The organism is Ensifer sp. Root31 (assembly GCF_001424825.1).
Taxonomy (GTDB): domain Bacteria; phylum Pseudomonadota; class Alphaproteobacteria; order Rhizobiales; family Rhizobiaceae; genus Ensifer; species Ensifer canadensis.
Genome location: NZ_LMCO01000002.1, coordinates 68,621 through 92,176 on the forward strand (window position 1 = coordinate 68,621; position 23,556 = coordinate 92,176).

General features: G+C 60.9%; 19 protein-coding genes and 1 pseudogene. 8 read left to right on the top strand and 12 right to left on the bottom strand.

Features of this window, described 5'->3' with window-relative positions:
* Window positions 1-205 precede the first annotated feature (205 nt).
* The 3 genes from ASD00_RS03230 to ASD00_RS03240 all read right to left on the bottom strand — a co-directional run bounded on the left by ASD00_RS03230 (window position 206) and on the right by ASD00_RS03240 (window position 4,115).
* Window positions 206-1,657 carry a glycosyltransferase gene (locus ASD00_RS03230; RefSeq protein WP_200951430.1) on the bottom strand — a complete coding sequence of 484 codons (1,452 nt, stop codon included), beginning with the start codon at window positions 1,655-1,657 and terminating at the stop codon, window positions 206-208.
* Window positions 1,658-1,835: 178 nt separating this feature from the next.
* Window positions 1,836-2,966 (bottom strand): DegT/DnrJ/EryC1/StrS family aminotransferase, encoded by a 1,131-nt coding sequence (locus ASD00_RS03235; RefSeq protein WP_057204600.1) that lies wholly within the window; start codon window positions 2,964-2,966, stop codon window positions 1,836-1,838.
* A 105-nt stretch (window positions 2,967-3,071) separates the two neighbouring features.
* Complete coding sequence (locus tag ASD00_RS03240; RefSeq protein ID WP_057204602.1) at window positions 3,072-4,115, bottom strand: Gfo/Idh/MocA family oxidoreductase; 1,044 nt, start codon at window positions 4,113-4,115, stop codon at window positions 3,072-3,074.
* A 610-nt stretch (window positions 4,116-4,725) separates the two neighbouring features.
* On the opposite strand from ASD00_RS03240, the gene ASD00_RS03245 reads away from it, so the two are divergent.
* The 3 genes from ASD00_RS03245 to ASD00_RS03255 are packed head-to-tail and all read left to right on the top strand — an operon-like array spanning window position 4,726 to window position 7,642.
* Entirely contained in the window at window positions 4,726-5,475 is a 750-nt protein-coding gene (locus tag ASD00_RS03245) for a GNAT family N-acetyltransferase (protein WP_162249706.1), read from the top strand.
* A gap of 33 nt (window positions 5,476-5,508) precedes the next feature.
* The gene (locus ASD00_RS03250) at window positions 5,509-6,870 is read left to right on the top strand and encodes an FAD-dependent oxidoreductase (protein WP_057204606.1); all 1,362 of its coding nucleotides are present in this window, start codon (window positions 5,509-5,511) and stop codon (window positions 6,868-6,870) included.
* Window positions 6,863-7,642 carry a methyltransferase domain-containing protein gene (locus ASD00_RS03255; RefSeq protein WP_057204608.1) on the top strand — a complete coding sequence of 260 codons (780 nt, stop codon included), beginning with the start codon at window positions 6,863-6,865 and terminating at the stop codon, window positions 7,640-7,642. The genes ASD00_RS03250 and ASD00_RS03255 overlap by 8 nt, the downstream gene beginning before the upstream one ends.
* A 1,067-nt stretch (window positions 7,643-8,709) precedes the next feature.
* On the opposite strand, the gene ASD00_RS03260 is transcribed toward ASD00_RS03255, so the two are convergent.
* The 4 genes and pseudogenes from ASD00_RS03260 to ASD00_RS41355 form a co-directional block, all read right to left on the bottom strand.
* On the bottom strand, window positions 8,710-9,087 hold the full coding sequence (locus ASD00_RS03260) for a helix-turn-helix transcriptional regulator (protein WP_057204609.1): 378 nt from the start codon (window positions 9,085-9,087) through the stop codon (window positions 8,710-8,712).
* A 713-nt stretch (window positions 9,088-9,800) separates the two neighbouring features.
* Window positions 9,801-10,706, bottom strand: coding sequence for a nucleotidyl transferase AbiEii/AbiGii toxin family protein (locus ASD00_RS03265; protein WP_057204611.1), 906 nt, complete (start codon window positions 10,704-10,706; stop codon window positions 9,801-9,803).
* Window positions 10,696-11,259 carry a type IV toxin-antitoxin system AbiEi family antitoxin domain-containing protein gene (locus tag ASD00_RS03270; protein WP_057204613.1) on the bottom strand — a complete coding sequence of 188 codons (564 nt, stop codon included), beginning with the start codon at window positions 11,257-11,259 and terminating at the stop codon, window positions 10,696-10,698. Before ASD00_RS03270 ends, ASD00_RS03265 begins: the two co-directional genes overlap by 11 nt.
* A 265-nt stretch (window positions 11,260-11,524) precedes the next feature.
* Window positions 11,525-12,193: pseudogene (locus ASD00_RS41355) on the bottom strand (tyrosine-type recombinase/integrase); the annotation flags it as partial.
* 284 nt (window positions 12,194-12,477) lie between these two features.
* Between ASD00_RS41355 and ASD00_RS03275 the strand changes: the two are divergent.
* Window positions 12,478-13,227: an SDR family oxidoreductase gene (locus ASD00_RS03275; protein WP_082523430.1), complete on the top strand. Its 750-nt coding sequence runs from the start codon at window positions 12,478-12,480 to the stop codon at window positions 13,225-13,227.
* A gap of 22 nt (window positions 13,228-13,249) precedes the next feature.
* On the opposite strand, the gene ASD00_RS03280 is transcribed toward ASD00_RS03275, so the two are convergent.
* The gene (locus tag ASD00_RS03280) at window positions 13,250-14,113 is read right to left on the bottom strand and encodes a LysR substrate-binding domain-containing protein (protein ID WP_057204615.1); all 864 of its coding nucleotides are present in this window, start codon (window positions 14,111-14,113) and stop codon (window positions 13,250-13,252) included.
* A gap of 105 nt (window positions 14,114-14,218) precedes the next feature.
* Here ASD00_RS03280 and ASD00_RS03285 point away from each other — a divergent pair, with 105 nt between their 5' ends.
* Window positions 14,219-14,629, top strand: coding sequence for a 4-oxalocrotonate tautomerase family protein (locus ASD00_RS03285; protein WP_057204617.1), 411 nt, complete (start codon window positions 14,219-14,221; stop codon window positions 14,627-14,629).
* A gap of 71 nt (window positions 14,630-14,700) precedes the next feature.
* Here ASD00_RS03285 and mmsB read toward each other — a convergent pair whose 3' ends face one another.
* The 4 genes from mmsB to ASD00_RS03305 form a co-directional block, all read right to left on the bottom strand.
* A complete protein-coding gene (gene mmsB / locus ASD00_RS03290; protein ID WP_057204619.1) occupies window positions 14,701-15,597 on the bottom strand; it encodes a 3-hydroxyisobutyrate dehydrogenase in 897 nt (298 codons plus the stop codon).
* 55 nt (window positions 15,598-15,652) lie between these two features.
* Window positions 15,653-16,717 carry an enoyl-CoA hydratase/isomerase family protein gene (locus ASD00_RS03295; RefSeq protein ID WP_057204621.1) on the bottom strand — a complete coding sequence of 355 codons (1,065 nt, stop codon included), beginning with the start codon at window positions 16,715-16,717 and terminating at the stop codon, window positions 15,653-15,655.
* Between the two features lie 12 nt (window positions 16,718-16,729).
* Window positions 16,730-17,872 carry an isobutyryl-CoA dehydrogenase gene (locus ASD00_RS03300; RefSeq protein ID WP_057204623.1) on the bottom strand — a complete coding sequence of 381 codons (1,143 nt, stop codon included), beginning with the start codon at window positions 17,870-17,872 and terminating at the stop codon, window positions 16,730-16,732.
* 122 nt (window positions 17,873-17,994) lie between these two features.
* Window positions 17,995-19,413 (bottom strand): XRE family transcriptional regulator, encoded by a 1,419-nt coding sequence (locus tag ASD00_RS03305; RefSeq protein WP_057204625.1) that lies wholly within the window; start codon window positions 19,411-19,413, stop codon window positions 17,995-17,997.
* Window positions 19,414-19,554: 141 nt separating this feature from the next.
* Between ASD00_RS03305 and ASD00_RS03310 the strand changes: the two genes are divergently transcribed.
* Genes ASD00_RS03310 through ASD00_RS03320 form a run of 3 tightly spaced genes read left to right on the top strand, consistent with a single transcriptional unit; the run spans window position 19,555 to window position 23,423 of the window.
* Window positions 19,555-21,087, top strand: coding sequence for an acyl-CoA carboxylase subunit beta (locus ASD00_RS03310; protein ID WP_057204627.1), 1,533 nt, complete (start codon window positions 19,555-19,557; stop codon window positions 21,085-21,087).
* 11 nt (window positions 21,088-21,098) lie between these two features.
* Window positions 21,099-21,389 (top strand): hypothetical protein, encoded by a 291-nt coding sequence (locus tag ASD00_RS03315; protein WP_057204811.1) that lies wholly within the window; start codon window positions 21,099-21,101, stop codon window positions 21,387-21,389.
* 30 nt (window positions 21,390-21,419) lie between these two features.
* Window positions 21,420-23,423, top strand: coding sequence for an acetyl/propionyl/methylcrotonyl-CoA carboxylase subunit alpha (locus ASD00_RS03320; protein ID WP_057204629.1), 2,004 nt, complete (start codon window positions 21,420-21,422; stop codon window positions 23,421-23,423).
* Window positions 23,424-23,556 lie beyond the last annotated feature (133 nt).

Below are 23,556 nucleotides of genomic sequence, written 5' to 3' on the forward strand. Positions count from 1 at the left end.
TCCTGTTCCGCGAATTCTACGAAGTCGCACCGTCGAAAACAAGCAAGGCTTGCGGCGTTGTCGATCTCGATGTGTGCGCGGATCTCGGCGAAGGCGAAGCCCGGCCCACGCAAATACACAAGCAGACTTCCTTTGCCGCAGCCATTGGCGCATAGTTCCGGCCGCGGCCACCGATAGCAGATATGCCATCGGACTCTTAGGCGGGCTACACCGCGATCGCTTTCGCCGAGGCGATACCGGAAAGGCCATCAGCCAAAACGCGGATCATCGCGGCCTGGTCGGGGAGATTGCAGCCGTTCAGGACCCGTTCCATGAGCGCCAGCCATTGGGAAAAATCTTCCTGGCCGAACCAATGAATGGAGAGGCAATCCCCAGGCATCGGGCCCTCCAGGCCGGCCTTCTCGAAATCGATGCACTGCACCGGTCCGGATATCAGCCACATGGCGCGACGAATGCTGACATGAGGCACGGTTTCTGCCTGCCGCATCATCATTTCGCGCAGATCTGAGTCGTTCAACAACGCCGACAGCAGCAAAAGCCACGCGATCTCGCAGGGATCCAGCCGACCCATGTTGGGACTGAGCCGGCCTTGTGCGTTCCCCCTGCGGGTAAAGAGCACGATCGCGTCCTCAAGCTGGCCCTGAAGCATCGCCAGTATGCCCAGCATGAATGGCGGCTCGGCAATGTGACCAATCCATTGGCTCGCGGCGGTGAGCGCGGCCTGCGCTTGCCCCAAATCGTCTCCGGTCAGAATCGCGTCGCGGGCATCACGTAGGATGGCAGACATCGGGTTGTCGTGAAGCGAAAAATCGGCGATCGCAGGCGTATCCGGCTTGCCCGGCACGTTCCTGAACCGTCCGAACTGTCTCGTTTGCTGCGTCATCTCACCTGGCTTGCGCGCCATGCGGCACTCGTACCAGTCGAGCAGATACGTCCATTTCTCGCGGGTGAAATTGTCCTGTATCAGCCGGTAACCGCTTTTCTTGATGCGGTTGTACGCGTCAGGCTTCGAGGATACCGCAACGATCTTGGCATAGAGTTCCTCGCCGCTGCCCAGGATGCAGTTCTCAAGATCGACGAAGCCGTATCTCTTGACGACCTCGGAGTCGGGCGCAACGAGGATCGCGCCGGCGGCCGGTATCTCCAGGTGTTTTCGCACCACATAATCCAGCCGGGTCGTATCGGCGATCGAGAAGTAACTTTGCGATATCAGCCGGGCATATTTTTCGTCGCGAACTTCAAAGGGTGCTGGCGTGCCGGACTGGTAGCCCGGATGCGTGTAGACTAGCGTTGGCAGGAAATGCTGTATCTCCTGCGTAACCTTCGCTCGCCACGGGTAAAAGGCGGGAAACAAATGGCCGCTGAAGATCGTGACCGGGATCGTCTTTTCGACAGCGTAGTCCCTGAATATCTTGCTGTCGATAAACAGCGGCAGGAGGTGGCAGGTAAAACGCTCCAGCTCCGGCGTGTGCTGCAAGTGTTCAATGCCGCAGAATATGGTCTCGACGCCATAGGTTTCCAGCATGCCGAAAAGAAGCGGTCTCATCGGATCATGGGGATCGCAATTGAGGTACAAGACCCGCGGTATTTCCGGGAACGCGGCGATGTTAGCGATATTGAGCCGTTGGGGACGGACCCAATGGACAGCGTCAAACACGACGAAATCGGGCTTCAGCTTTCGGCAGGCCTCCTCGAAGTCGAAATCCTGATCGATCGTGTCGACATGGCAATGCAGCGCAAGCGCATCCACCCACTCGCTGGATATCCTGCGCAGCAATGGGCCGGCGTCCGGATTGAGAGTCGGCCTGACACACAGGACCCGCCTACGGGGCGCTTTACTGGTCATTCTCGTCCCCTCGCTCGAAGAAGCCCCTTACTGCATCGATGACTCGGTCCTGCTGGTCCGGAGTGAGGCCGGCGAACATCGGCAGCGATAGTGCCGTGCCGGCATAGTCATCGGCGACGGGGAAATTGCCTTGGGCCGATGCCATGTCGGCAAAACATGGCTGTCGATGAAGCGGGATTGGATAGTGCAGTCCAGTCTGCACGCTGTGTCCTTCGAGATAGCTTTTGAGCGCATCGCGATGCGATGTGCGAACGACATAGAGGTGGAACACGTGATCGCCGTGGACGACCTCCGGCAGCTTCAAGGGAAGCCCTGAAAGGCCTTCCGCATAGCGCAAGGCGATCTGCCGCCGCTGGTTCGTCCAATCGTCGAGATGTGCGAGCTTGTGGCCGAGCACCAGCGCCTGAATACCATCCATACGATAGTTGTAACCGATCATCTGGTGGACGTAGCGCTGTGCCTGACCGTGATCGCGCAATGCCCGCATCGCGTCGGCGCTGCGATCGTCATTCGTGACGACAAGACCACCCTCGCCGGCTGCGCCAAGGTTTTTTCCAGGATAGAAGCTGAAGCAGCCAAAGTCTCCGAGAGAGCCCAGCGGCTGCCCATCGTAGCGGGCGCCGATCGCCTGCGCGACATCCTCGATCACCAGCAGCTTGTGCCGCCGGGCGAACTCCAGGACCGCCGCCATGTCCGCGGGCTGCCCGTAGAGATGAACCGGTATGATCGCCTTCACCTTTTCGTCCAGCTTGCTTTCGGCGTCGCGAACATCGATCGTTCCAGCGCCTGCCTCCACATCGCAGAACACCGGAATGGCGCCGGCATAGATCAGACCCCAGACCGTCCCGATAAAGGTGTGGGTCGGAACCAGGACCTTGTCGCCCCGAACAATTCCCGCAGCGATCACCGCGACATGCAACGCGGCGCTGCCACTGCTGACAGCCACGGCATGGCGCACGCCGAGGTATTCGGCAATCCGCTGCTCGAAGTCCTTGGCCCAAGGGCCAAGGCAAAAGGCGCTTGCTTCGAACAGGCGCTCCATATCAGGCAATACGCTGCTGCGTATCTGGTTCCACTGTATCGACAGGTCCACGAAGGGCACTGTGGAATGGGCGTTCATCTAAGTCTCTTTCCCTGCATTCGAACTCCTTGCCCACGCACGACGATTGGGAAAGCGAACGTTGCTGATCAATGTTTCGGCTAAAGGTATAGGGTCAAACGGATCTCATTCCGCCGCGACGACGCTGGCTTGTTGAGCGGCTAGCCCGTTGCGAACACGCAGCAGGCTGAAGTCCAGTTTCGCCTGCGCCTGCTCAAGGGTGCGCACGACCCGTAGCCCCAGGCGACCATCCGTCTTGCATCGCTCCTGCCCCAGCATGACCCGGCGGAAATGCTCGAGCACATCCACCAGCGGTTCCGAACCCGCAAGGCGTGGAGAATGGACCGAGCCGATGCGGTAGCTCGGCAGGATCATGTGGCGCTCCTGCTCTGATTGGAAGGTGATGCCCGAATCATAGACCTTGAGCGGCTCTTCACGATTGAGATCGTCCCAGACTGCCATTTGGGCGCTGCCTCCGACGGCGATGCGTCGCACCTTGACCGGAGACATCCAGCTCAGGTTGAGATGCGCAACCATCGATCCTGGGTAATGGAACGTCAGGTAGGCGATATCAGGAGAGGTGGGATTGACGTGGCAGTACCCGCTTGCCTCGATCTCGACCGGCTCGTGCTGGAAGAGGTAATCGATGATCGAGAGATCGTGCGGGGCCAGATCCCACAGGACGTTCACGTCGGGCTGAAACAGGCCGAGATTGACGCGTTGCGAATCGAAATAGGAGATGCGCCCAAGCGCCTCGGAGTGCACGAGCTCGGCGAGCTTCATGACGGCCGGATGAAAGAGGAACGTGTGATCCACCATCAGCGTCAGGCCGCGAGCAGCAGCCCGGAAAACGAGATCGGCGGCTTCGTCGCTCGAGCTGCACATCGGCTTCTCGACCATGACATGCTTGCCGGCATCCAGGGCAGCGCGCGCGAGATCGTAGTGCGACGCGACCGGCGTCGCGATCACAACAGCATCAATGTCACTGTCGGCCATCACCGGTGCCGCGTCGGGGTAGACTTTGACGTTAGGGTGAGATGCCGCCAGTCTTTCCTGCAGGCCGGGCGCAGGATCAACGACAGCGGCCAATTGAAGGCCGGGATTGTTGGAAATCACCCGGAACAGGTTTCGGCCCCAATACCCCATTCCAAACAATGCGACCTTGATCATATCCCCATCCATCAAGAAAACTACTCGGCCCAAACTGGACAACAAAGCTTGTCCCGGCCTGAACGCGGCTAATTTCCCAATAGATGATCGCTGACCGAATACTCAGCGACGGAAAGCCTGGCAAAAGATTGCCCAAATACAACACGAGTGCGGTCGACCTCGAAAAGCAATCGTCGTTGCTGCACCATGACAATGAATTGACTAGCAATATTCCGGATTGGAAACATTTCGGACAACGTGACGAGGTTGACGAGCCGGCTGAGAATCGCCGTTCGCTTCTCGTCGGATTTCACCACCCACCGACCGATGCCGCGAACCAAGCGCCGAGGTCAGCGGAAACTCTATAGCGGCGAAACTACGCATGGTTCATCACATCACGTCCTACGACGCCAGCGCCAAACAAGCGTGGGATGATTTCGTGCCCACGACGCAGGCCGGCACGATCATGCACAGCCGCCGGTTTCTCGAATACCATGGCAAGCGCTTCGAAGACGAAAGCCTGTGCGTCTGGAGCGACCCCGGCGTTAGGCTGAAGGCGGCCATTGCGCTGGCGCGCGCACCAAACTCCACGGACGTCGTGGCCTCTCATCCGGGAAGCACTTTCGGCGGCATGATTGCCAACGTGATCGACCCCTCGGAGCGAGCCAGCATCCTTTCGGCGGTCGCCGGGACGCTGCTTGAGCGAGGATATCGCAAGCTCGTCTACAAGACTGTGCCCGCGATCTTCGGACAACAATTCGATGAAAGTGATCTAAGGCTGCTTCTGAGAACAGGAACGGTGCGCCGTGCCGATCTCTGGAGTTTCATCCGGATCGACAGAGCTTATGCCTTTTCAGCCAAGAGGCGCGCCTCCATCAAAGCCGCCGAACGCAAAGGCGTGCAGCTACGGCAAGCCCAACAAGAGGCAGATTGGGTGGCCTTCCACACGCTGCTGTGCAGCAACCTGCAGGAGCGGCATTCGACTGTGCCGGTGCACAACCTCGCCGAGATGCTCGATCTGCGCCGTCGCCTCGAAGGCGAAAACCAGCTATGGCTCGCATACGGGTCGGACGGCGAGATTCTTGCCGGGACATGGTGCTTTGCCTACAACGCCGAAACGCTCCACACCCAATACATCGCCTCCAATCCTCGCGGGCGAGAACTTGGCGCCGTGGATTACCTGCTGGCCGGCGTAATCGACGCGACAGCGGCCAGCAGCTTCAAGGTGATGTCGTTCGGCATCAACACCCTATCCGATGGATACGCGATCAACACCAATCTGCTGAAGCAGAAACTGCGTTTCGGCTCTGGCGTCGCGGTGCACTGGCATTTCGACGTCGATCTGGAGCAACTGGCGAATGGGGATGCGGGTTTTGCATAAGGACAATGTGGCTCAGGATCTGGAAGGTTTGACATGACGGAACTCGTTGTCATCGGAGCCGGCGTCGCAGGGCTCGTATGCGCGGCGCTTGCGAGGGCGCAAGGCGCTTCGGTAACCGTGGTCGAGGCCGGCGCTTTGGCAGGAGGCCTGTGGAAGTCGACCGCCGTCGACCTCGGCGGGCAGTCGTATAGGCTTGATGCCGGTCTGCGGCTCCCGGTTCTTTCGGGAACGAAGTCGATCGACGATGCGATCTTTCACCGCCCCGACTTCCAGTTTTCCTGGGTCTACTATGACGGCTGGCCACGCGAGAGCGCCATCACTGCGGACAGCTTCAATTCGGAAAGCTCCTGTCTCGACACAACCGTCCTGGGGACGCAGCTAAACGTTGCGCTCGACGAAATGCGTGCAACGAGACCGGTCGAAAATGCCGACAATGCCGAGGACTACAGCCTGAACTGGTTCGGGCCGACGTTGACGAACGGCCTCGTTCGCGACGCCGTGCTCGGGCTCTTTGAGACGGAACTGTCTGAGCTGGCGCCGAATGCCGTAACGTGGTTCCTGCCGCGCCGCATGATCGCCGGGGACCATCAGGCAACTTCGAGACTGCTGGACGACGAGGCTCTCGCCGGGCGCATCGCGCATGCACGCTACAGCGACTTGCCCAAAAACGCTGCGCGGCAGTTCCTGCGGCCGCAGAGTGGCGGCATTTCGACCTGGATCAATGCCCTGCAGCAGAGCCTCGCCGCAGACGGCGTGACGTTCCTCTTCAACGACGCAGTGCAGGAGATTCATCGTGCGCCAGTCACGCAGCGTCTGGAGCGCATAGTGCTGCGGTCTGGCGAGGTCATCCGCCCGGCAGGCGTGATCAGCACGATCGCGCCCGCGCTCGTCGCTCGCGCCATGGCCGTGTCCCCCGGCGCCCTGCCGCGGTTCCGCCATTTGCAGATCTCCCACGCACTCGTGGACCGGCCTGTTACCCATCAGGCCGAGTATGCGCTGAACTTCAACCGTCACCCGGCCTTCTTCCGCGCCATCTTCCACGACAACATCGGTGATATCCCGGCCGCCGGCCACATCATCACCTTCGAGCATCTCGTTGACGAACTCTTGCCGGCGGACCTTGCAGGTGCAGCGCTGAATGAATGCAGGCGATGCGGCATCATTGATGCCGGGGCCACCGTTCTCGGCAGTCACAGCGATCTCTATCGCAACATCATTCCTGTTCCCACCTCGGACTACGGCAGAGCAACCGCGCAGTTGAAGCAGGATACGCTCGACCGCGTTCCCAATCTGCGCTTTGTCGGGCGCTCGGCGGGCACGCCATTCCTCGATGGAATCATCCAGGAGGCCTCATTGGCAATCAAAACAACGATCGGAGCCGAAAGTTATGCCTGACGCCATTGCCACAGCGTCCAAATTGATTGGCGCCGAGGAGTATGCCCAGAAGTATCTCATCGACATGGCGTTCGAGCGGCATCTCATAACCGCCCGTCAGGACAACTGCCTGGAGTTCCTCGGGCAACTTGCCCCAACGTCTGTCGTAGAGGTGGGCTGCGGTCCCGATCTGCTGATAAACCGCTTCGATCTCGCCGGTTCGTCCATCCGAAGCTGGTTAGTGATAGAACCCTCGTTCTATGCCGACCTGATCGAGGAAAAACGGACGTCCATCGACAAGCTTGAGCTTGAACGCGGTTATCTCGAAGAGAGGGTCGAAGCGGCAAGGACAAGAATGCCGGAAGGATTTGACGCCGTTCTGCTATCGGGCCTGCTGCACGAGACAACCAATCCTCAGACCATGCTGTCGGCCGCCAACGCGCTTCTGAGGCGCGGCGGCTCGCTTCTGGTCAGCGTGCCGAATGCCATGTCTTTTCATCGCCTGCTCGGCGTCGAAATGGGCCTGATGCAATCGCCAACACAACTCTCCGAACGAAACATCGAACTCGGGCAACCTAATGTCTTCCATCGGGAGACGCTGGAGAAAATGGTAATTGATGCAGGCTTCGGCGAACTCGCGTTCTCCGGATACATGTTCAAGCCGTTCTCCAACGGCCAGATGCGCGAGGTGCTCGACATCGTCGGCAACAACACGGTCGAAGGACTGATCCGGCTAGGCAAACGTTTCCCGGAGAACGCTGCAGAGATCGCGATCTTCGCCCGCAAGCTTTAGCAATACGTTGGCAGTAAGCAGACAACGTGCGGTCACCGCACGAGGTCGCCGATGCCAACCGATTTGGCGGGCAGGTACTGATAGATCCGACGACCACGGGACCGGTGTAGATCGTCTCCAACCTGGCATAGGCTTGGAGAACCTTTCGACCTGGATTGCCCTTGTCGAGCGCGTACTGGCTGCCAATGGCAGGGCAGATCGCATTCGCTACGGTGCTGTTCTTGACGGCCGGTCCAAGATCATGCTCGGACAAGCTAAATTGAGGCGAAGGGCGGCCATTGATATCAACGGGCTCATCGCGACCACGGCCTCGCTGGCCTCCGCTTGTCTTTCGATCCTTGACGAACACTTTGCGTTCGACAACCTCGACGCGCTGGGCGAAGGCGCGCAGGTTCGGGCTGAAGACGAGATAGGCTCGACAAGCATACCGCGGCTAATCCACTGCTGGTCGCTGCGTCGGAACCGACGCCCAGCATCGTTGAACCGCTGTCTCTCGCCGCCACAAGGCGCGCGATCTCGAAAACGCGTCCGGACGATCAGGGCTTCGCGATCATCCGGTACAAGGGCGTTGTCCCTCTCAAAATCGCTCCGACTTCCATTGAACGGGGAATTCGCGTCCGAAGTCAGTTGTTCGCTCTTGGAGAAACTCAAGGCCATTTGTCCAAGGCAACCGAGAACGGGTGCTCGTTGTCGAGAATGAATCAATTGCGTTCGGCCTGGAGGAACAGTCCGAAAAAACATCAGCCGACAACCGCAGAATTGAAGCGGTGGGATGAAAAACCGTTGCCATAGGTACGTTCGAGAAGCCTCCGGACCCAACTATCCGGCGCGGCGTCGGCGAAGACGCGCCGCCAATGCACCGCGCATGTCTCCGGTCTAACCAGATGTGTGAAATGGCCCAGCTTCAAGCGGAAAGGTTGGCTGCACGGCAAAGGCGCGGGGACTGTCGATCCAGGCTGGATCATAGGCAAAAGTCGAGAACTGCCGCGGCCCGGCCTGCGTGAAACCCAGCTGACCAACGGGTGTCAGGCTCTCGCCGAGAACGACATGGGCGTTGGCGTCGGGCTTCAGAATGACGCGCCGTCCGGATCGACGGCATCCGGATCATCCAGTGCCGTTTTACCCTTGGCCTTCTGCCTGCGCAGTGTGGTCGCAATAGACCGTCCGCGACGCGGCTGGCGTTCGGCGGTCAACGCTAGACCCAGATCATCCTTGCGGATGTCGATCAGGTCGGCCAGCCGGTCGACAAGACCAAGCACAACCAGGATATCGGCGAGCGTGCCGATTCCGACACCGGGATCCCCCTTCTCGAGGCGCGAGACGGTGCTCGGTGACGTGCCCGCACGCACCGCCAGATCGGCCACGGCGATGCCGCGCCACAAACGAGCGCCGCGCACGTCGTGTCCAAGTCTTTCTAGGGCGGACTTTGATTTCGGCGATCCCATAGCAATGATCCAGATACGATGATAAAATAGCCGTATCACGTCATATATGACTAATTGTGGAATTCAACAAGGGTGCCATAGAGCAGTGGCTCGATTTGGCGGCCGACTAGGCGACGTGCCTGAGCGCTTCCTTCCCGGTCGATGCGTCCCTGCCTGGGACCAGTCAGGGCTAAATAAGACCCGACGCCGGTCCGGCTCCAATAAGCAGCATCGCCACGGATAATCTGCACGGTGCGCAATGTGATCTTTTGCAGGACACGCTTGCCCACGAACGATCCGATGAACGCCCAAACCGTGCCCACTGCAACCGGCGCAAGCAGTTGCTACGACTGAATAAGCTGCTCGGATAGGACGCCCGTGGCGACGAACGCCTCCTTCGTCAGGCCGGTTTTCAGCAGAAAGGCGGAACGTAGTGCCCCATGCTTGCCGGAGAGACCGGTACTCCGACAGCACGCCTCCAAGTGGCAGCCAGTGCAACAGGAAAGCCAGTGTCTGGAAACGCGGTCACAGTTCCTGAATGGCGAATACGACGATCAGCACTCCGATGACGGCCTTGACGACAGTGATTTCATAGGTCCATCCGCCGAGCGTGTAGCTCGCAAGAGCCGGCATCTTGTCGAACCCAGGTGAGCAAGCTTGCTCCGACAATGACAGCGACGGCCGCCGGAATACCGAACCGCGCCACGACCGGCACTCGCGTCAACGGCGCGGCCTTACAGCTGAATCCATCCCGCACGCGGCTTCCAAAGCCAATTGCCATCACGGGCCCAAGTGAGGGGCAGCAGAAAGCGTCCGAGGTCCCCCACTACCGTGGCCAAGCCTGGCGGCGCGACCGCCATACGTTCGCGACCGAGAAACGCCCGCCACTGCCGATCCCATACTTCGGCATAGGCATCGCTGAGACCCATCGGCCTCTCCTTCGGAAAGTCCGTCCCCCTTCGAGCGAAAGTCTGGCGCACGGCCTTCGCGAGGGTGGACCACTCAAGCTCGAACGTCTCGGCGATCAGCCAAAGATCGTAGAAATCCTTTAGGCGGCTATTCGCCATGCCTAGCGTCACCAGCGCCTCGAACTTCTCTGCGACCACGGTTGCGACCGGATAGGCTCGCAGGTGCGGCGCCGGAGCATCGAGCAATGATGGATATTCTATTTCGACCGGTCCGGGTGTGATGGCATCCCCGAAGCCGATGTCCACCTGAATCGGGATGCGGGCGCCTGCGATGGTGGCTGTGGTGCGGACTCGAATTCCGCCATATTCGACTTCTTCACGGATCGGCGCGGCTTCGAGCGCATCGACATCGAAAACGACGCCATCATCGTCGACCGGCTGCGTGCAAATGGCATGGAAAGTTTCGGCGATGGCCTTCGGGCTGTTCGCACCATAACCCAGCAGGTCGAGGTCACGCGTCGGCCGAAACGGGTCGGCGACCCATGTAACGAACAGCATCGCGCCCTTTAGGATGAAGCGGTCGCGATGCGCGGATAGGCTCAGCCGGTACAGGAGCCTTTCGAGCGCGTAGCGCGTCAGCAGGATCAGAAAGTCCGTGCGCTCCGCGCGGGACCGATCCAGAAGCCGGGCGCGCACTGATGCCCCGACGTTTTTCTTCGGTTCAAGCGCCATCAGCCACCGTCGCTTCGACATAGGGTCGCATGGTCGACCAGATTCTGGCCCTCTTCGCATATGTCCAGAGTTCGTCGCTTGTGGTTTTGCGCCGCCGGAGCCCCTCGCGCAGCCCCTCCATCGCAACATCGAGGCCGACTTTCGTCCTATAACGGAAGCAATCGACGATCGAACGCGCCGGATTTGTGATCGGCACGTCGACCCCCTCGATGCGATGCCGTTCGACACCCTCGGCGAGAGCGGTGCCGGTGAAGCGTACGAAACGGATAGGCGGATAGTCGATCTTGGGGCGCCAAGCCGTTCGATCGATGGCCATCCAGACCGCCGACGGCATTTGCAGCGTCAGCTGATGAAACTGCAGCGCCGAGATTAGGCAGACGATCCCTCTCGGCACAAGCGCCGATGCCTCGGCTAGGGCATGTCGTGCGTCGGCCGTAGCGTCGGGAAGCTGGTAGAGGCCGCGCGCCGGACGAACGACTTCTTCATCTCGTACCAGGCGCGCGAGCGTCTCTGAGCCAATGCCGTGCGCGGCGAAATCCTTCAGCCGCAGCATATGCCGGGCTTTCAGGAGTTCCAGTGCGCGAGCCCGTTGGGTGCCAGCCGTGTCCACTTCCGTGATGTTTCCTCTGCTGAAAATCATACCAGCAGAGGTTTTAACACATTCGCCTCTGAAAAACACCCATGCTCACCTGCTCCTTGACTTCTACCCCAAACTAGAACGAATATAGAACATTACGTGCCCGTCCCTGGAGGTCAAGAACGAACGTGCGGTCAGAGCCCGCCACTACGTCAGCCATCAAGCCCTAAGCGGCATGTCCCCTTCCCAGAACGTGGGTAAACGGCTCCAGTGGCAAACCTTCCGCTTTCGCCCGTTCGACGACTGCGTAGGTCACCCGGTTCAAGGTGGCGCGCGACATCGGAGCATCCGCGTGATGCCGCGACGGCAGCAGATATCTTGAATTCCGTTACACAGGTCTTCAGGGCGATCATAATGTCGTACCTGGCGCGACAGGCGTTATTCGCCTTGGAGCGCTTGATCCGCTCTGGGGATCGTCCAGACCGCATTCTCGAAGTCGACCTCGTCCCATACGCGTTCTGCAGCTCGCTCTTGCGAACCACCGTGAGGAGATAGAGCCGCATTCCCAAACGGATCGTGGGAAGCGTGGCGATGTGGTCGAGTTGCTTCAGCATCACTCGAATTTCGGAGGATGAGAGCGCGCGGTTTTTAGGCACGAAAGTGGTGATCGACGCTGGTCCCACTTCGGCTGCCGGGTTCGCGACCTTCTCTCCGTTCAGGATGGCAAATCCGTAGATCTACTTCACAGGATGTCTCGCACGTGGATGGCCGTCGCCGGAGCGCCGCGTTCAGCGATTTTCCCGCAATGGGCTCGTAGATCGTCGGGCGTGATCTCCGTCAGGAGACGATTGCGCCATGCCGGCAGAAGTTCTCGCTCGAAGATGGAGCGCGTGCTGTCAGCCAGAGCGCCGGTGAGCCCATACTACTGACACGCTCTTATCCGGAAATAGAAAATAGCAGACTGCCACCAATATACGCTGGGCATTAGCAAACGGGCGCGTCGATCATCTGTTATTCCCCAATGACCGTGCACTCCGTATCCGTGAAAGCCCGCGCCACGCCGATCGGGGCACTGACTGGCGACGCACCGTGTCGCCGTCAAACCTGCGGTTGGCTGACACGGCAACACGCGCTAAACGTTGGATGTCGAGACTTGGCGTTGTTTCGACCGCGATGACAAGTCACGAGGTATATATGTTCGATCTCAACGGCAAATCAGCTCTCGTCACCGGCGGTGGCCGTGGACTTGGCTTTGAGATGGCAAAGGCACTTGCCAAGGCGGGCGCGTCGGTGGCAATCAATGGCCGCAACCGCTCGGCATTGGAGGCGGCACGCGATCGGGCCGCGAGTGAAGGCATCACGCTTGAGACCGCGGCCGGCGATGTGGCGGCAGATGTGGACGAGATCCTGGCCGCGGCGACAGGTAGTACCGGAAGGCTGGATATTGTGATCCACGCCGTCGGTGAGCGCGACCGGCGCGGTGCGGACGAGATGGATGCTGCCGGCTTTGCAGCCCTCATCAACACCGATCTCACTGCCGCTTACGGGATGGCGAAGGCAGCGCTGCCTTATCTTCGACAATCGGACGCCGGACGGCTGATCTTCGTCACCTCGATCGCGGCCTTTGCAGCCCGCGCCGGCGACCCCGCCTATACCGCGGCAAAGGGCGGACTTGACGCATTGACGCGATCGCTTGCGGTCGAACTCGGCTCTGACAGCCTGACCGTTAACGCCATCGCGCCCGGCTGGTTTGCTACGGAAACCAACGCTGCACTTGCCGCCGATCCCGTGCTGCAGCAATTCATCGATGTCCGCATCCCATTGAAGCGCTGGGGCCGGCCGGAAGAAATCGCACCTGCCGCCGTGTTCCTCGCGTCACCAGCCTCAAGCTTCGTCAACGGTATCACCTTGACGGTGGATGGCGGCATGACGGTCCAGATGTAAGCCGCGGCACTCGAAGCAACTGTCAGGGCGCAGAAACCGCTTTTGAAAGTCCGTCGACAAGAAGGCTCGCAAGCGTGGTCGCCGCCTTTTCGGCGCCGGCTTTGAGATGCAGGCTGAACTCGGCATCGGGCAAGGCCGGCAGCGCCAACCTTTCGGGCGCAATCGCCACACCCTCGCCGACGAAGCGCTCGGTTCTCGCCGTCAGCGCGATGCCGCCGCGAACCGCGGCGCGAAGCCCGGAGAGGCTCGGGCTTGTCGCTGCTATCCGGTAGGGCCGACCACTTCCCTCAAGCGCGTCGACAGCCGAAGAGCGGAAACCGCAGGGCGGATCGAGGACGGCAAGCGGCAATTGCTCGTCGACAGGCAGGACGTCCGGCGACGCTGATAGCCAGACCATCGGTTCGCGCAGCACTGCGACCTCGTCGCCCGCCGCGCTTTGCCGCATGACGATCATCACGTCCACAGCGCCCTGATCATATTGGGCCACGAGCTCTTTCGAACGGCCGACCCGCAGATCCAGCTGCACCCGCGGGTGTGCGCGTGCAAACTGTTGCAACAGCGTCGGCAACGTGCTGTCGGCAAAATCCTGGGTGCAGCCGAGCGACACACGCCCGTCGGTACGTGCGCCCTTGAGGCTGAGCCACGCGTCACGGTGAGCGTCGAGGATCTTGCGGGCATGCACGACCACATCTTCGCCGGCTGGCGTCAGCACCCGGCCACGCCCAGATGGCGCCAGCAGCGCTTCACCGATCATGGCCTCCAGCCGCTGCATCTGGGCAGTGACTGCCGAAGGGGTTCGACCGACGACCGTTGCGGCATGCGCCAGCGAGCCGCTTTCGGCAAAGGCCAAGAATGTGCGCAACAGGTCAGGATCAAGCGTCTGCATAACTTCATGATAATCGAACTATCACTCAAAAACAATTCGATTTAATGACACCAATAGAACTGCCAGATTGGCTTCAACACCAACCGACACTTCAAGGAGCCAATCATGCCTATCATTAATGTCACCGTCACCGGCAAGGCCGACCCTGCCCTGTCCCAACGCATCGCCGCCGTCGTCAGCGAGTTGACGGCCACGCATTTGCGCAAGGATCCGACGATTACGGCCATCGTCGTCAACTATGCCGATCCGCTTCACTGGTTCGCCGGCGGCCGCTCGCTTGCAGAACAGGCCACCAACAGCTTCTGGCTTGATATCAAGGTTGTGGACGGCACAAACACCAAGCAGGAGATGGCAAGCTACCTTCAAGCGGTCTTCGCCGGTTTTCAGCAGTTGCTCGGCAACGTGCATCCGGAAAGCTATATCCTTGTGCACGAGGTCTCGGCTGCCGCCTATGGCTTCGAAGGCAAGACTCAGGAGTTTCGCTATATCAGCAACCAGCTCAAAGCGGCAGTTTAGCCGCCACGTCTGGGATGGCCAAAAGTATACGGCGTCGGCTCGTATCGACGCCGTATACCGGTTACACCCGGTCAGCTGGGCTTTGCTTCCTCATTGCCGCGCAGCAGATGAATGAGCGCGGAAAAGTCTTCGCCACCATGGCCGAGTTTCTCGAACATGGAATAAAGCTGCGCTGCCTGGGCGCCCATCGGCGTCGAGGCGCCGCTTGTGCTGGCGGCCTGCTGCGACAGCTTCAGATCCTTCAGCATCAGGCTTGCTGCAAAACCGGGCTTATAGTCGTGGTTGGCAGGTGATGTCGGCACGGGCCCTGGTACCGGGCAATAGGTCGTCAGCGACCAGCATTGACCGGACGAAGTCGACGCAACATCGAACAATGCCTGATGCGACAGACCGAGGCGCTCGGCGAGGACAAAGGCCTCGCAGACGCCGGCCATGGAAATGCCGAGGATCATGTTGTTGCAGATCTTTGCCGCCTGGCCCGCACCGACGTCACCGCAATGAACGATCTTCTTGCCCATGGCGTCGAGCAGCGGCTTGCCGCGGGAAAAGGCATCATCCGTACCGCCGACCATGAAGGTGAGCGTGCCGGCGGCGGCCCCGCCGGTGCCACCCGAAACGGGCGCGTCCAGCGACAGGCATCCGGCCTTGTCGGCAAGCGCATGCGCCTTGCGGGCGCTGTCGACGTCGATGGTCGAACTATCGATCAGCAAAGTGCCGGGGTCGACGAAGCCGAGCAGTTCATCCCAGACATAGAGCACATGCGCGCCAGCCGGCAGCATGGTGATGACGCATTCCGCCTCGCGCACCGCATGCGTGATCGAACCTGCAACCGAAACACCCGTCTTTGCCGCAGCGGTGCGCGATGCCTCCGACAGATCGAAGCCAGTCACCGCGTGGCCGGCCTTCACCAGATTGGCGGCCATTGGGCCGCCCATGTTGCCAAGCCCGATAAAGGCGATCTTCGTCATCTTCACTCCTCCTGAATTGCAATTCGACCGACGCCAACCGGAGCGACTGGCTCCCTCAGGCGACAAACAATGGCAGGTGATCTCGGTTCGTAAATTGCGCGCGCTTCTCTTCCGTCACATCGGAAAGGCCCACCGACCATCTCGGGTTGCGGTCCTTGTCGATGACGGCGGCACGTACGCCCTCATAGAAATCGGGATTGGAAAGCATGCCGAGCGTGGCCGAGTATTCCCGCTCGAGGCATTCATTGAGCGAGGCGCTCTTGCGTCCGGCACGCAGGAGATCGAGCGTTAGTGCCATGCTCAGCGCCGAACGCGAGCGAAGCAGCGCCAGCGTTTCCCTGCCGAAGTCACTGTCTTCCGCCTCGAGCGCGGCAAGGATCTCCTCGACCGTATCGAAGGCGAAGCACCGGTCGATTGCCTTGAGATGCGCCGCGAGCGGCGATGGCGGAACCTCATCGGCCACCCCTTGAATTGCGGCATCGACATCCGCGGCCTTGGCTGAAGGCGGCAGCGCGGCAAGGGTCGAGAACAGCTCGTCGAGCTTGGCGGTCGGCACATAATGGTCGGCAAGGCGCGCATGGATTGCATCAGTGGCGCCGATGTCGCGGCCGGTAAGCCCGAGATAGGTGCCGAATTCGCCGGGCGCGTGAGGCAGCAGCCAGGTGGCGCCGACATCCGGGAAATAGCCGATGCCAGTTTCCGGCATGGCAAGCCGGGTGCGCTCGGTGACGACACGGTGGCTGCCATGTGCCGAGATGCCGACACCGCCGCCCATGACGATGCCGTCCATGATGGCAACGTAGGGCTTCGGGTAAGCGGAAATCCGGCTGTTGACGATGAACTCCTCGCGCCAGAACTGTGCGCCTTCGGCCGGCCGCTCGCGCCCGCTCTCATAGATCATACGGATGTCGCCGCCGGCGCAAAGCCCGCGCTCGCCTTCGCCGGTCACCATCACGGCCGCGACAGAAGGATCGCTCTCGAACTCGGTCAGCGCTTCGGCGATCAACCGGATCATCGGAACGTTGAGGCTGTTCAACGCCTTCATGCGATTGAGCCGGATGCGGCCGATTGCACCCTGGCGTTCGACGATGACTTCCGGTGCTACCGCCTGCATTTCCATGAAAAGCCCTTCCTATTTCCGGCCGAAGATCGAGCGCGCCACGATAAGCCGCATGATCTCGTTGGTACCCTCGAGTATCTGGTGCACTCTCAGGTCCCTGACAATCTTCTCGACACCGTAGTCGGCGAGATAACCATAGCCGCCATGGAGCTGCAGCGCGTCGTTGGCGACGGCAAAGCAGCGATCGGTGACGAAGCGTTTGGCCATGGCGCAAAGTTTCGTCGCCTCGGGGTCACCAGCATCAAGTGCCGAGGCCGCGCGCCAGAGGAAGGTACGGGCGATTTCGAGATCGGTTGCCATATCGGCGAGGCGAAACTGCAGTGCCTGGAACTCGCCGATCGCCTTGCCGAAGGCGCGACGTTCCTGGACATAGGCCAGTGCCCGGTCGAAGGCGGCCTGCGCACCGCCGAGCGAGGCTGCGGCAATGTTCAGCCGGCCGCCGTCGAGCCCGCCCATGGCGATCTTGAAGCCGTCGCCCTCGGCACCGAGGCGGTTTTCAACGGGGATCCGCACGCCGTCGAGCATCACGGCGCGGGTGGGCTGCACATGCCAACCCATCTTCTTCTCGTTCGCGCCGAAGGTGAGGCCGGCCGCATCCTTTTCCACCACGAAGGTGGAGATGCCCTTCGGCCCGTCCTCGCCGGTTCTCGCCATGATCACATAGAGGCCGGACACGCCGGCACCGGAGATAAACTGTTTCTGGCCGGTCAGCACGTAACTGTCGCCGTCCTTGACTGCCTTGGTCTTGAGCGCTGCCGCATCCGAACCGGATCCTGGCTCGGTCAGGCAGTAGCTCGCCAGCGTCTCCATGGTCAGCAGCTTCGGCAGCAGCCGATGGCGCTGCTCGTCGGTGCCATAGCGGTCGATCATGCCGGCGCACATGTTGTGAATGGAAACGAAGGAGGCAACCGCCGGGCAGCCGGTTGCCAGTGCCTCAATGATGATGGCGGCGTCGAGCCGTGTCAGGCCGGTGCCGCCGACATCGTCGCTGATATAGATGCCTGCCATGCCGAGGGCGGCTGCGGCCTGCAGCTTATCGACCGGGAAATGCTTTTCCTGGTCCCACTCAATGGCGTGAGGCGCCAATTCGTCGCGAGCGAAGTCGAGTGCCATCTGGCGGATGGCTTCCTGTTCCTCTGACAGGTGAAAATCCATATGCATGTCCTCCCTGACCGCATATTGAACGATTGGGGCTAGTTACACCAAATTCCGTACAGGCACAGGTGCAACTTCTCACAGGTTCTGTTCAAAAACGAACAGATCCCTGCAAAAGTCCATTAGCTTTCACTCAGACGATACGGCAGAGCGCCGCGCAAGTCATGGTCGACGATCAGTCTTCGCTTCAATGGTGGCACGGCGCGGCTGGCGCATTTCGTGCGCTCGCAGATGCGGCAGGATATGCCAATAGGATCGAACGCCGCGCGGTTGCCGAGATCGAGGTCGTCGGCGTAGACGAAGGCGTCGGCGTAGGAGATCTCGCAACCGAGTGCCAAGGCGTAACGCGGCTGCGCCGCGCGAAAGCCGCCACCGCCCTTGGTGATCTGCGTTGCAAGGCAAAGGTAGCGCACACCATCAGGCGTCTCAGCGAGCTGACGAATGATGCGGCCGGGCGTCTCAAACGCCTGATGCACGTTCCAGAGCGGACATGCTGCACCGAAACGGGCAAACTGCAGCTTGGCCGCACTATGGCGCTTGGTGATGTTGCCGGCCCGATCGATGCGGGCAAAGAAGATCGGCACGCCCTTCTGGCCCGGACGCTGCAGCGTCGACAGCCGATGACAGACCTGCTCGAGCGACGCACCGAAACGCGCCGCCAGCAGCTCGACGTCGTGCCGGAGTTCGCGCGCCGCCTTGTGAAAGGCCTGGTAAGGCAGGACCAGCGCACCGGCGAAATAGTTTTGCAGCCCAATTCGGCAGATCTCGTAGGCTTCCTCCGTGCGGAAACCGGCGCCGCCGGCCACCCGGTCAATCTCTTCTCGGGCGTGCAGTTGAGCGATCTGCAGTGCAATCTGGAAATCGCGTGTCGCGGCCGGGGCATAGGGGTTCAGCGTCAACAGGCGGGCACGCGGATCGTAGCGCCGGATCGCCTCGTCGCCGGCCGCACCCCGCAAGACACGCACGCCGTGGCGCTGCTCGAGATAGGCGGCCAATGCTGCATGGTTGTCGCCCTCACCGAGCCCGAGTTCGCCTGCAAGTCGCTCGGCGAGAACGTCGATGTCGTGGATATAGTTGTCGACGAAGTGGAAGAAGTCGCGAACTTCTTCATAGGGCGTCGTCTCCACCGAAGACCCGCCGCGGCCGATGGTATCGTCGATGCTGGCCAGTTGCTCGCTGTTGCGGCGATAGGCCTGGTGACAACTGATCAGCGCATGCGCTAGCCCCGGCGCATTCTGGGTGATCAGCTTCAATTCCTGCAGGCTCGGCGAATAGGTCTCGAATAGCGGATCGCTCAAGGCTTCCGATAGCGCCGAAAGCAACCTGTCGCCCTCCCCGGTCGAAAGTTCGGCGATATCGATCTGAAACTTTTCGGCAAGTGCCAGAAGAACCGAAGCCGATACGGGCCGCTGGTTGTTCTCGATCTGATTGAGGTAGCTGGTGGAGATGCCGATGCGCTCGGCGAACTGTCCCTGCGTCGCCCGGTTTGCATCCCGAAGTTCCCTGACCTTGCGGCCGATATAGAGTTTGCCGATCGCCATGTTCGCAACTTTGCAATTTACATTTCGCAATATTCTCTATTTCACATTTGCACATGAACGGGCGTTTTACCATCCGTCCTTCGAGGCTATTGCGAAGCGACAAACGCCTCTGCACAATCACGGAAAAACCGGGAGGGAATTATGCGCGCCATACTTGAACAGGTCGAAGCTCGCCGGGCGGAGGCAAGAGCCGGCGGCGGCCAGCGGCGCATCGACGCCCAGCACGGCAAAGGCAAGCTGACGGCACGCGAGCGCATCGAGGTTCTGCTCGATGAAGATTCCTTTGAAGAATACGACATGTATGTCACGCATCGCTGCGTCGACTTCGGCATGGACAGCCAGAAGGTGGCCGGCGACGGTGTCGTCACCGGCTGGGGCACGATCAACGGCCGGCAGGTCTATGTGTTCTCCCAGGACTTCACGGTTCTCGGCGGCTCGCTGTCGGAAACCCACGCGCAGAAGATCTGCAAGATCATGGATATGGCAGTCAGGAACGGCGCGCCGGTCATCGGCCTCAACGATTCAGGCGGTGCGCGCATCCAGGAAGGCGTCGCCTCACTTGCAGGTTATGCCGAGGTCTTTCGCCGCAATGCCGAGGCATCGGGCGTTATCCCGCAGATCTCGGTGATCATGGGCCCTTGCGCTGGCGGCGCCGTCTATTCGCCAGCGATGACCGACTTCATCTTCATGGTGCGTGACTCATCCTACATGTTCGTCACCGGCCCCGACGTGGTGAAGACCGTCACCAACGAAATCGTCACCGCCGAAGAGCTTGGCGGCGCCGGCACGCACACGAAAAAATCCTCCGTCGCCGACGCGGCCTACGAAAACGACATCGAGACGCTTGAGCATGTACGCCTGCTCTTCGATTTCCTGCCGCTCAACAATCGCGAGAAGCCACCGGTCCGGCCATTCCACGATGATCCGTCGCGGCTGGAACGCAGGCTGGACAGTCTCATCCCCGACAGCGCGGCAAAACCCTACGATATGAAGGAACTCATCCTTGCGCTTGCCGACGAGGGCGATTTCTTCGAGCTGCAGCAGAGTTTCGCGCGCAACATCATCACCGGCTTCATTCGGATGGAAGGCCAGACCGTCGGCGTCGTCGCAAACCAGCCGATGGTCCTTGCCGGCTGCCTCGATATCGATAGTTCGCGCAAGGCGGCCCGGTTCGTCCGTTTCTGTGACGCCTTCTCGATCCCGATCCTGACCCTCGTCGACGTGCCGGGCTTCCTGCCGGGCACCGCCCAGGAATATGGCGGCGTCATCAAGCATGGCGCCAAGCTGCTTTTCGCCTACAGTCAGGCAACCGTACCGATGGTGACGCTGATCACGCGCAAGGCCTATGGCGGCGCCTATGACGTCATGGCCTCCAAGCATATCGGCGCCGACGTCAACTATGCCTGGCCGACCGCCGAGATCGCGGTGATGGGCGCCAAGGGCGCGACCGAAATCCTCTACCGCTCCGAACTCGGCAACGCCGAGAAGATCGCGGCGCGTACGAAGGAATACGAAGAGCGCTTCGCCAATCCGTTCGTCGCCGCAGAACGTGGTTTCATCGATGAAGTGATCATGCCGCACTCTTCGCGCCGCCGCATCGCCCGCGCCTTTGCCTCGCTTCGCAACAAGCAGGTCGATGTCCGCTGGCGCAAGCATGACACGATCCCGTTGTGATGGAGGCAATCATGGAGCCGGAACGCGAACGCATCATGACACCGGAAGAGGCCTGCCGCGACCATCGCGAGATGCTGCGTTATCTGGCCGTCAACGCGCTCTATGGCCTTGCGACCGGCGCGACCGTCGCTGGCGTGCTGATCTGGCTCAACATCGGCGCGGTCGGCACCCATATCGCCCGCTCCACCAGCCCCATCCTCGCCACGGCCATGGTTGTCGTGCCGTTTGCGCTGCTCTTCGGCGGCGCCGTTGCGGCATCATCGATCGCGCTCCTGCCCTATCGACGCAAATTCAAACGCTGACGCGACACCAAGGATTTGAAAGAGAAACGCATGTTCAAGAAGATCCTCATCGCCAACCGTGGCGAAATCGCCTGCCGCGTCATCAGAACCGCGAAGAAACTCGGCATCGCCACCGTTGCCGTCTATTCCGACGCCGACCGCGATGCCATGCATGTGCGCATGGCGGATGAGGCCGTTCATATCGGCCCCTCGCCTTCGGCGCAGTCCTATATCGTCATCGACAAGATCATCGAGGCGATCCGCAAGACCGGCGCCGATGCGGTTCATCCCGGCTACGGCTTCCTGTCGGAAAATGCCGCCTTCGCCGAAGCGCTCGAAAAAGAAGGCGTTGCCTTCATCGGCCCGCCGGTTGGCGCAATCCAGGCGATGGGTGACAAGATCACCTCGAAGAAGCTTGCGGCCGAAGCGGGCGTCTCCACCGTGCCCGGCCACATGGGCCTGATTGCGGATGCCGACGAGGCGGTAAAAATCTCCGGATCGATCGGCTATCCCGTGATGATCAAGGCGTCGGCCGGCGGCGGTGGCAAGGGCATGCGCATCGCCTGGAACGACCAGGAAGCGCGCGAAGGCTTCCAGTCCTCCAAGAACGAGGCGAAGAACTCGTTCGGCGACGACCGGATCTTCATCGAAAAATTCGTCACCGAACCGCGCCATATCGAAATCCAGGTGCTCGGCGACAAGCACGGCAACACGCTCTATCTCGGCGAGCGCGAATGCTCGATCCAGCGCCGCAACCAGAAGGTCATCGAGGAAGCCCCCTCGCCGTTCCTGGATGCCGCCACCCGCAAGGCCATGGGCGAACAGGCGGTGGCGCTGTCAAAGGCCGTTGGCTATCATTCGGCCGGCACCGTCGAGTTCATCGTCGATGGCAATCGCAACTTCTATTTCCTCGAGATGAACACCCGCCTGCAGGTGGAACACCCGGTCACCGAACTCGTGACGGGCCTTGATCTTGTCGAGCAGATGATCCGCGTTGCGGCCGGCGAGAAGCTCACCTTCGGCCAGGCGGACGTGAAGCTCAACGGCTGGGCGATCGAAAGCCGTCTCTACGCCGAAGACCCCTATCGCAACTTCCTGCCCTCGATTGGCCGGCTGACGCGCTATCGCCCGCCTGTGGAAGGTGCAAACGACGACGGCACAGTGATCCGTAACGACACCGGCGTCTTCGAGGGCGGCGAAATCTCGATGTATTATGATCCGATGATCGCCAAGCTCTGCACCTGGGGACCGGACCGCCTGACGGCCGTCGAGGCCATGGCGGAAGCACTCGACCAGTTCGAGGTCGAAGGCATCGGTCACAACCTGCCGTTCCTGTCCGCCGTGATGCAGCAACAGCGCTTTCGCGACGGCCGCCTGACAACCGCCTACATCGCCGAGGAATTCACCGACGGTTTCCATGGCGTGACGCCGGATGAAGCGTCGGCGCGCAAGCTGGCGGCGATCGCTGTTTCCATCAACCAGACCCTGCAGGAACGTGCCAGCCAGATTTCCGGCACGATCGGCAACCATCGTCGCATCGTCGGCTACGATTGGGTGGTCAATCTTGCCGACATGGACTTTGCGTTGACTTCAGGCGCTTCGGCCGATGGCGCCTATGTCCGCTTTGAAGACGGCACGTCCGCCTCGATCGCCGGCGACTGGACGCCGGGCCGCACGCTCGCCACCTTCAACATCGACAATCAGCCGATGAGCGTGAAGGTGGAACTGACGGGCACCGCGATCCGGCTGCGCTGGCGCGGCATCGACGTGATTGCCCGGGTCAGGAGCCCGCGTGTCGCCGAGCTTGCCAAACTCATGCCGAAGAAGCTGCCGCCGGACACCTCCAGGATGCTGCTCTGCCCGATGCCCGGCGTCATCACCTCGGTCTCGGTCAAGGCCGGCGATACCGTGGAAGCGGGCCAGTCGCTGGCAATTGTCGAGGCGATGAAGATGGAGAACATCCTGCGCGCCGAGAAGCGCGCGACCGTCAAGCGCGTGGCCGTTATCGCCGGCGCAAGCCTCGCGGTCGACGAATTGATCATGGAATTCGAATGATGAGCGCCAAGCAATCAAGCCCTCATTCCTGTGCTTGTCGCAGGAATCCAGCAGCGCCGCGTGCGCGGTGCACGAGATCATTTCTTCACGCGAGAGACATCGCGTGACTGGATCCCTGCGACAGGCACAGGGA

What these genes read in the sequence shown, in the direction of transcription:
- ASD00_RS03235 (WP_057204600.1), bottom strand. Translation starts at nt 2,966, where the DNA reads ATGAACGCCCATTCCACAGTGCCCTTCGTGGACCTGTCGATACAGTGG.
- ASD00_RS03240 (WP_057204602.1), bottom strand. Translation starts at nt 4,115, where the DNA reads ATGATCAAGGTCGCATTGTTTGGAATGGGGTATTGGGGCCGAAACCTG.
- ASD00_RS03245 (WP_162249706.1), top strand. Translation starts at nt 4,726, where the DNA reads ATGATTGCCAACGTGATCGACCCCTCGGAGCGAGCCAGCATCCTTTCG.
- ASD00_RS03250 (WP_057204606.1), top strand. Translation starts at nt 5,509, where the DNA reads ATGACGGAACTCGTTGTCATCGGAGCCGGCGTCGCAGGGCTCGTATGC.
- ASD00_RS03255 (WP_057204608.1), top strand. Translation starts at nt 6,863, where the DNA reads ATGCCTGACGCCATTGCCACAGCGTCCAAATTGATTGGCGCCGAGGAG.
- ASD00_RS03260 (WP_057204609.1), bottom strand. Translation starts at nt 9,087, where the DNA reads ATGGGATCGCCGAAATCAAAGTCCGCCCTAGAAAGACTTGGACACGAC.
- ASD00_RS03265 (WP_057204611.1), bottom strand. Translation starts at nt 10,706, where the DNA reads ATGGCGCTTGAACCGAAGAAAAACGTCGGGGCATCAGTGCGCGCCCGG.
- ASD00_RS03270 (WP_057204613.1), bottom strand. Translation starts at nt 11,259, where the DNA reads ATGCTGCGGCTGAAGGATTTCGCCGCGCACGGCATTGGCTCAGAGACG.
- ASD00_RS03275 (WP_082523430.1), top strand. Translation starts at nt 12,478, where the DNA reads ATGTTCGATCTCAACGGCAAATCAGCTCTCGTCACCGGCGGTGGCCGT.
- ASD00_RS03280 (WP_057204615.1), bottom strand. Translation starts at nt 14,113, where the DNA reads ATGCAGACGCTTGATCCTGACCTGTTGCGCACATTCTTGGCCTTTGCC.
- ASD00_RS03285 (WP_057204617.1), top strand. Translation starts at nt 14,219, where the DNA reads ATGCCTATCATTAATGTCACCGTCACCGGCAAGGCCGACCCTGCCCTG.
- mmsB (WP_057204619.1), bottom strand. Translation starts at nt 15,597, where the DNA reads ATGACGAAGATCGCCTTTATCGGGCTTGGCAACATGGGCGGCCCAATG.
- ASD00_RS03295 (WP_057204621.1), bottom strand. Translation starts at nt 16,717, where the DNA reads ATGGAAATGCAGGCGGTAGCACCGGAAGTCATCGTCGAACGCCAGGGT.
- ASD00_RS03300 (WP_057204623.1), bottom strand. Translation starts at nt 17,872, where the DNA reads ATGGATTTTCACCTGTCAGAGGAACAGGAAGCCATCCGCCAGATGGCA.
- ASD00_RS03305 (WP_057204625.1), bottom strand. Translation starts at nt 19,413, where the DNA reads ATGGCGATCGGCAAACTCTATATCGGCCGCAAGGTCAGGGAACTTCGG.
- ASD00_RS03310 (WP_057204627.1), top strand. Translation starts at nt 19,555, where the DNA reads ATGCGCGCCATACTTGAACAGGTCGAAGCTCGCCGGGCGGAGGCAAGA.
- ASD00_RS03315 (WP_057204811.1), top strand. Translation starts at nt 21,099, where the DNA reads ATGGAGCCGGAACGCGAACGCATCATGACACCGGAAGAGGCCTGCCGC.
- ASD00_RS03320 (WP_057204629.1), top strand. Translation starts at nt 21,420, where the DNA reads ATGTTCAAGAAGATCCTCATCGCCAACCGTGGCGAAATCGCCTGCCGC.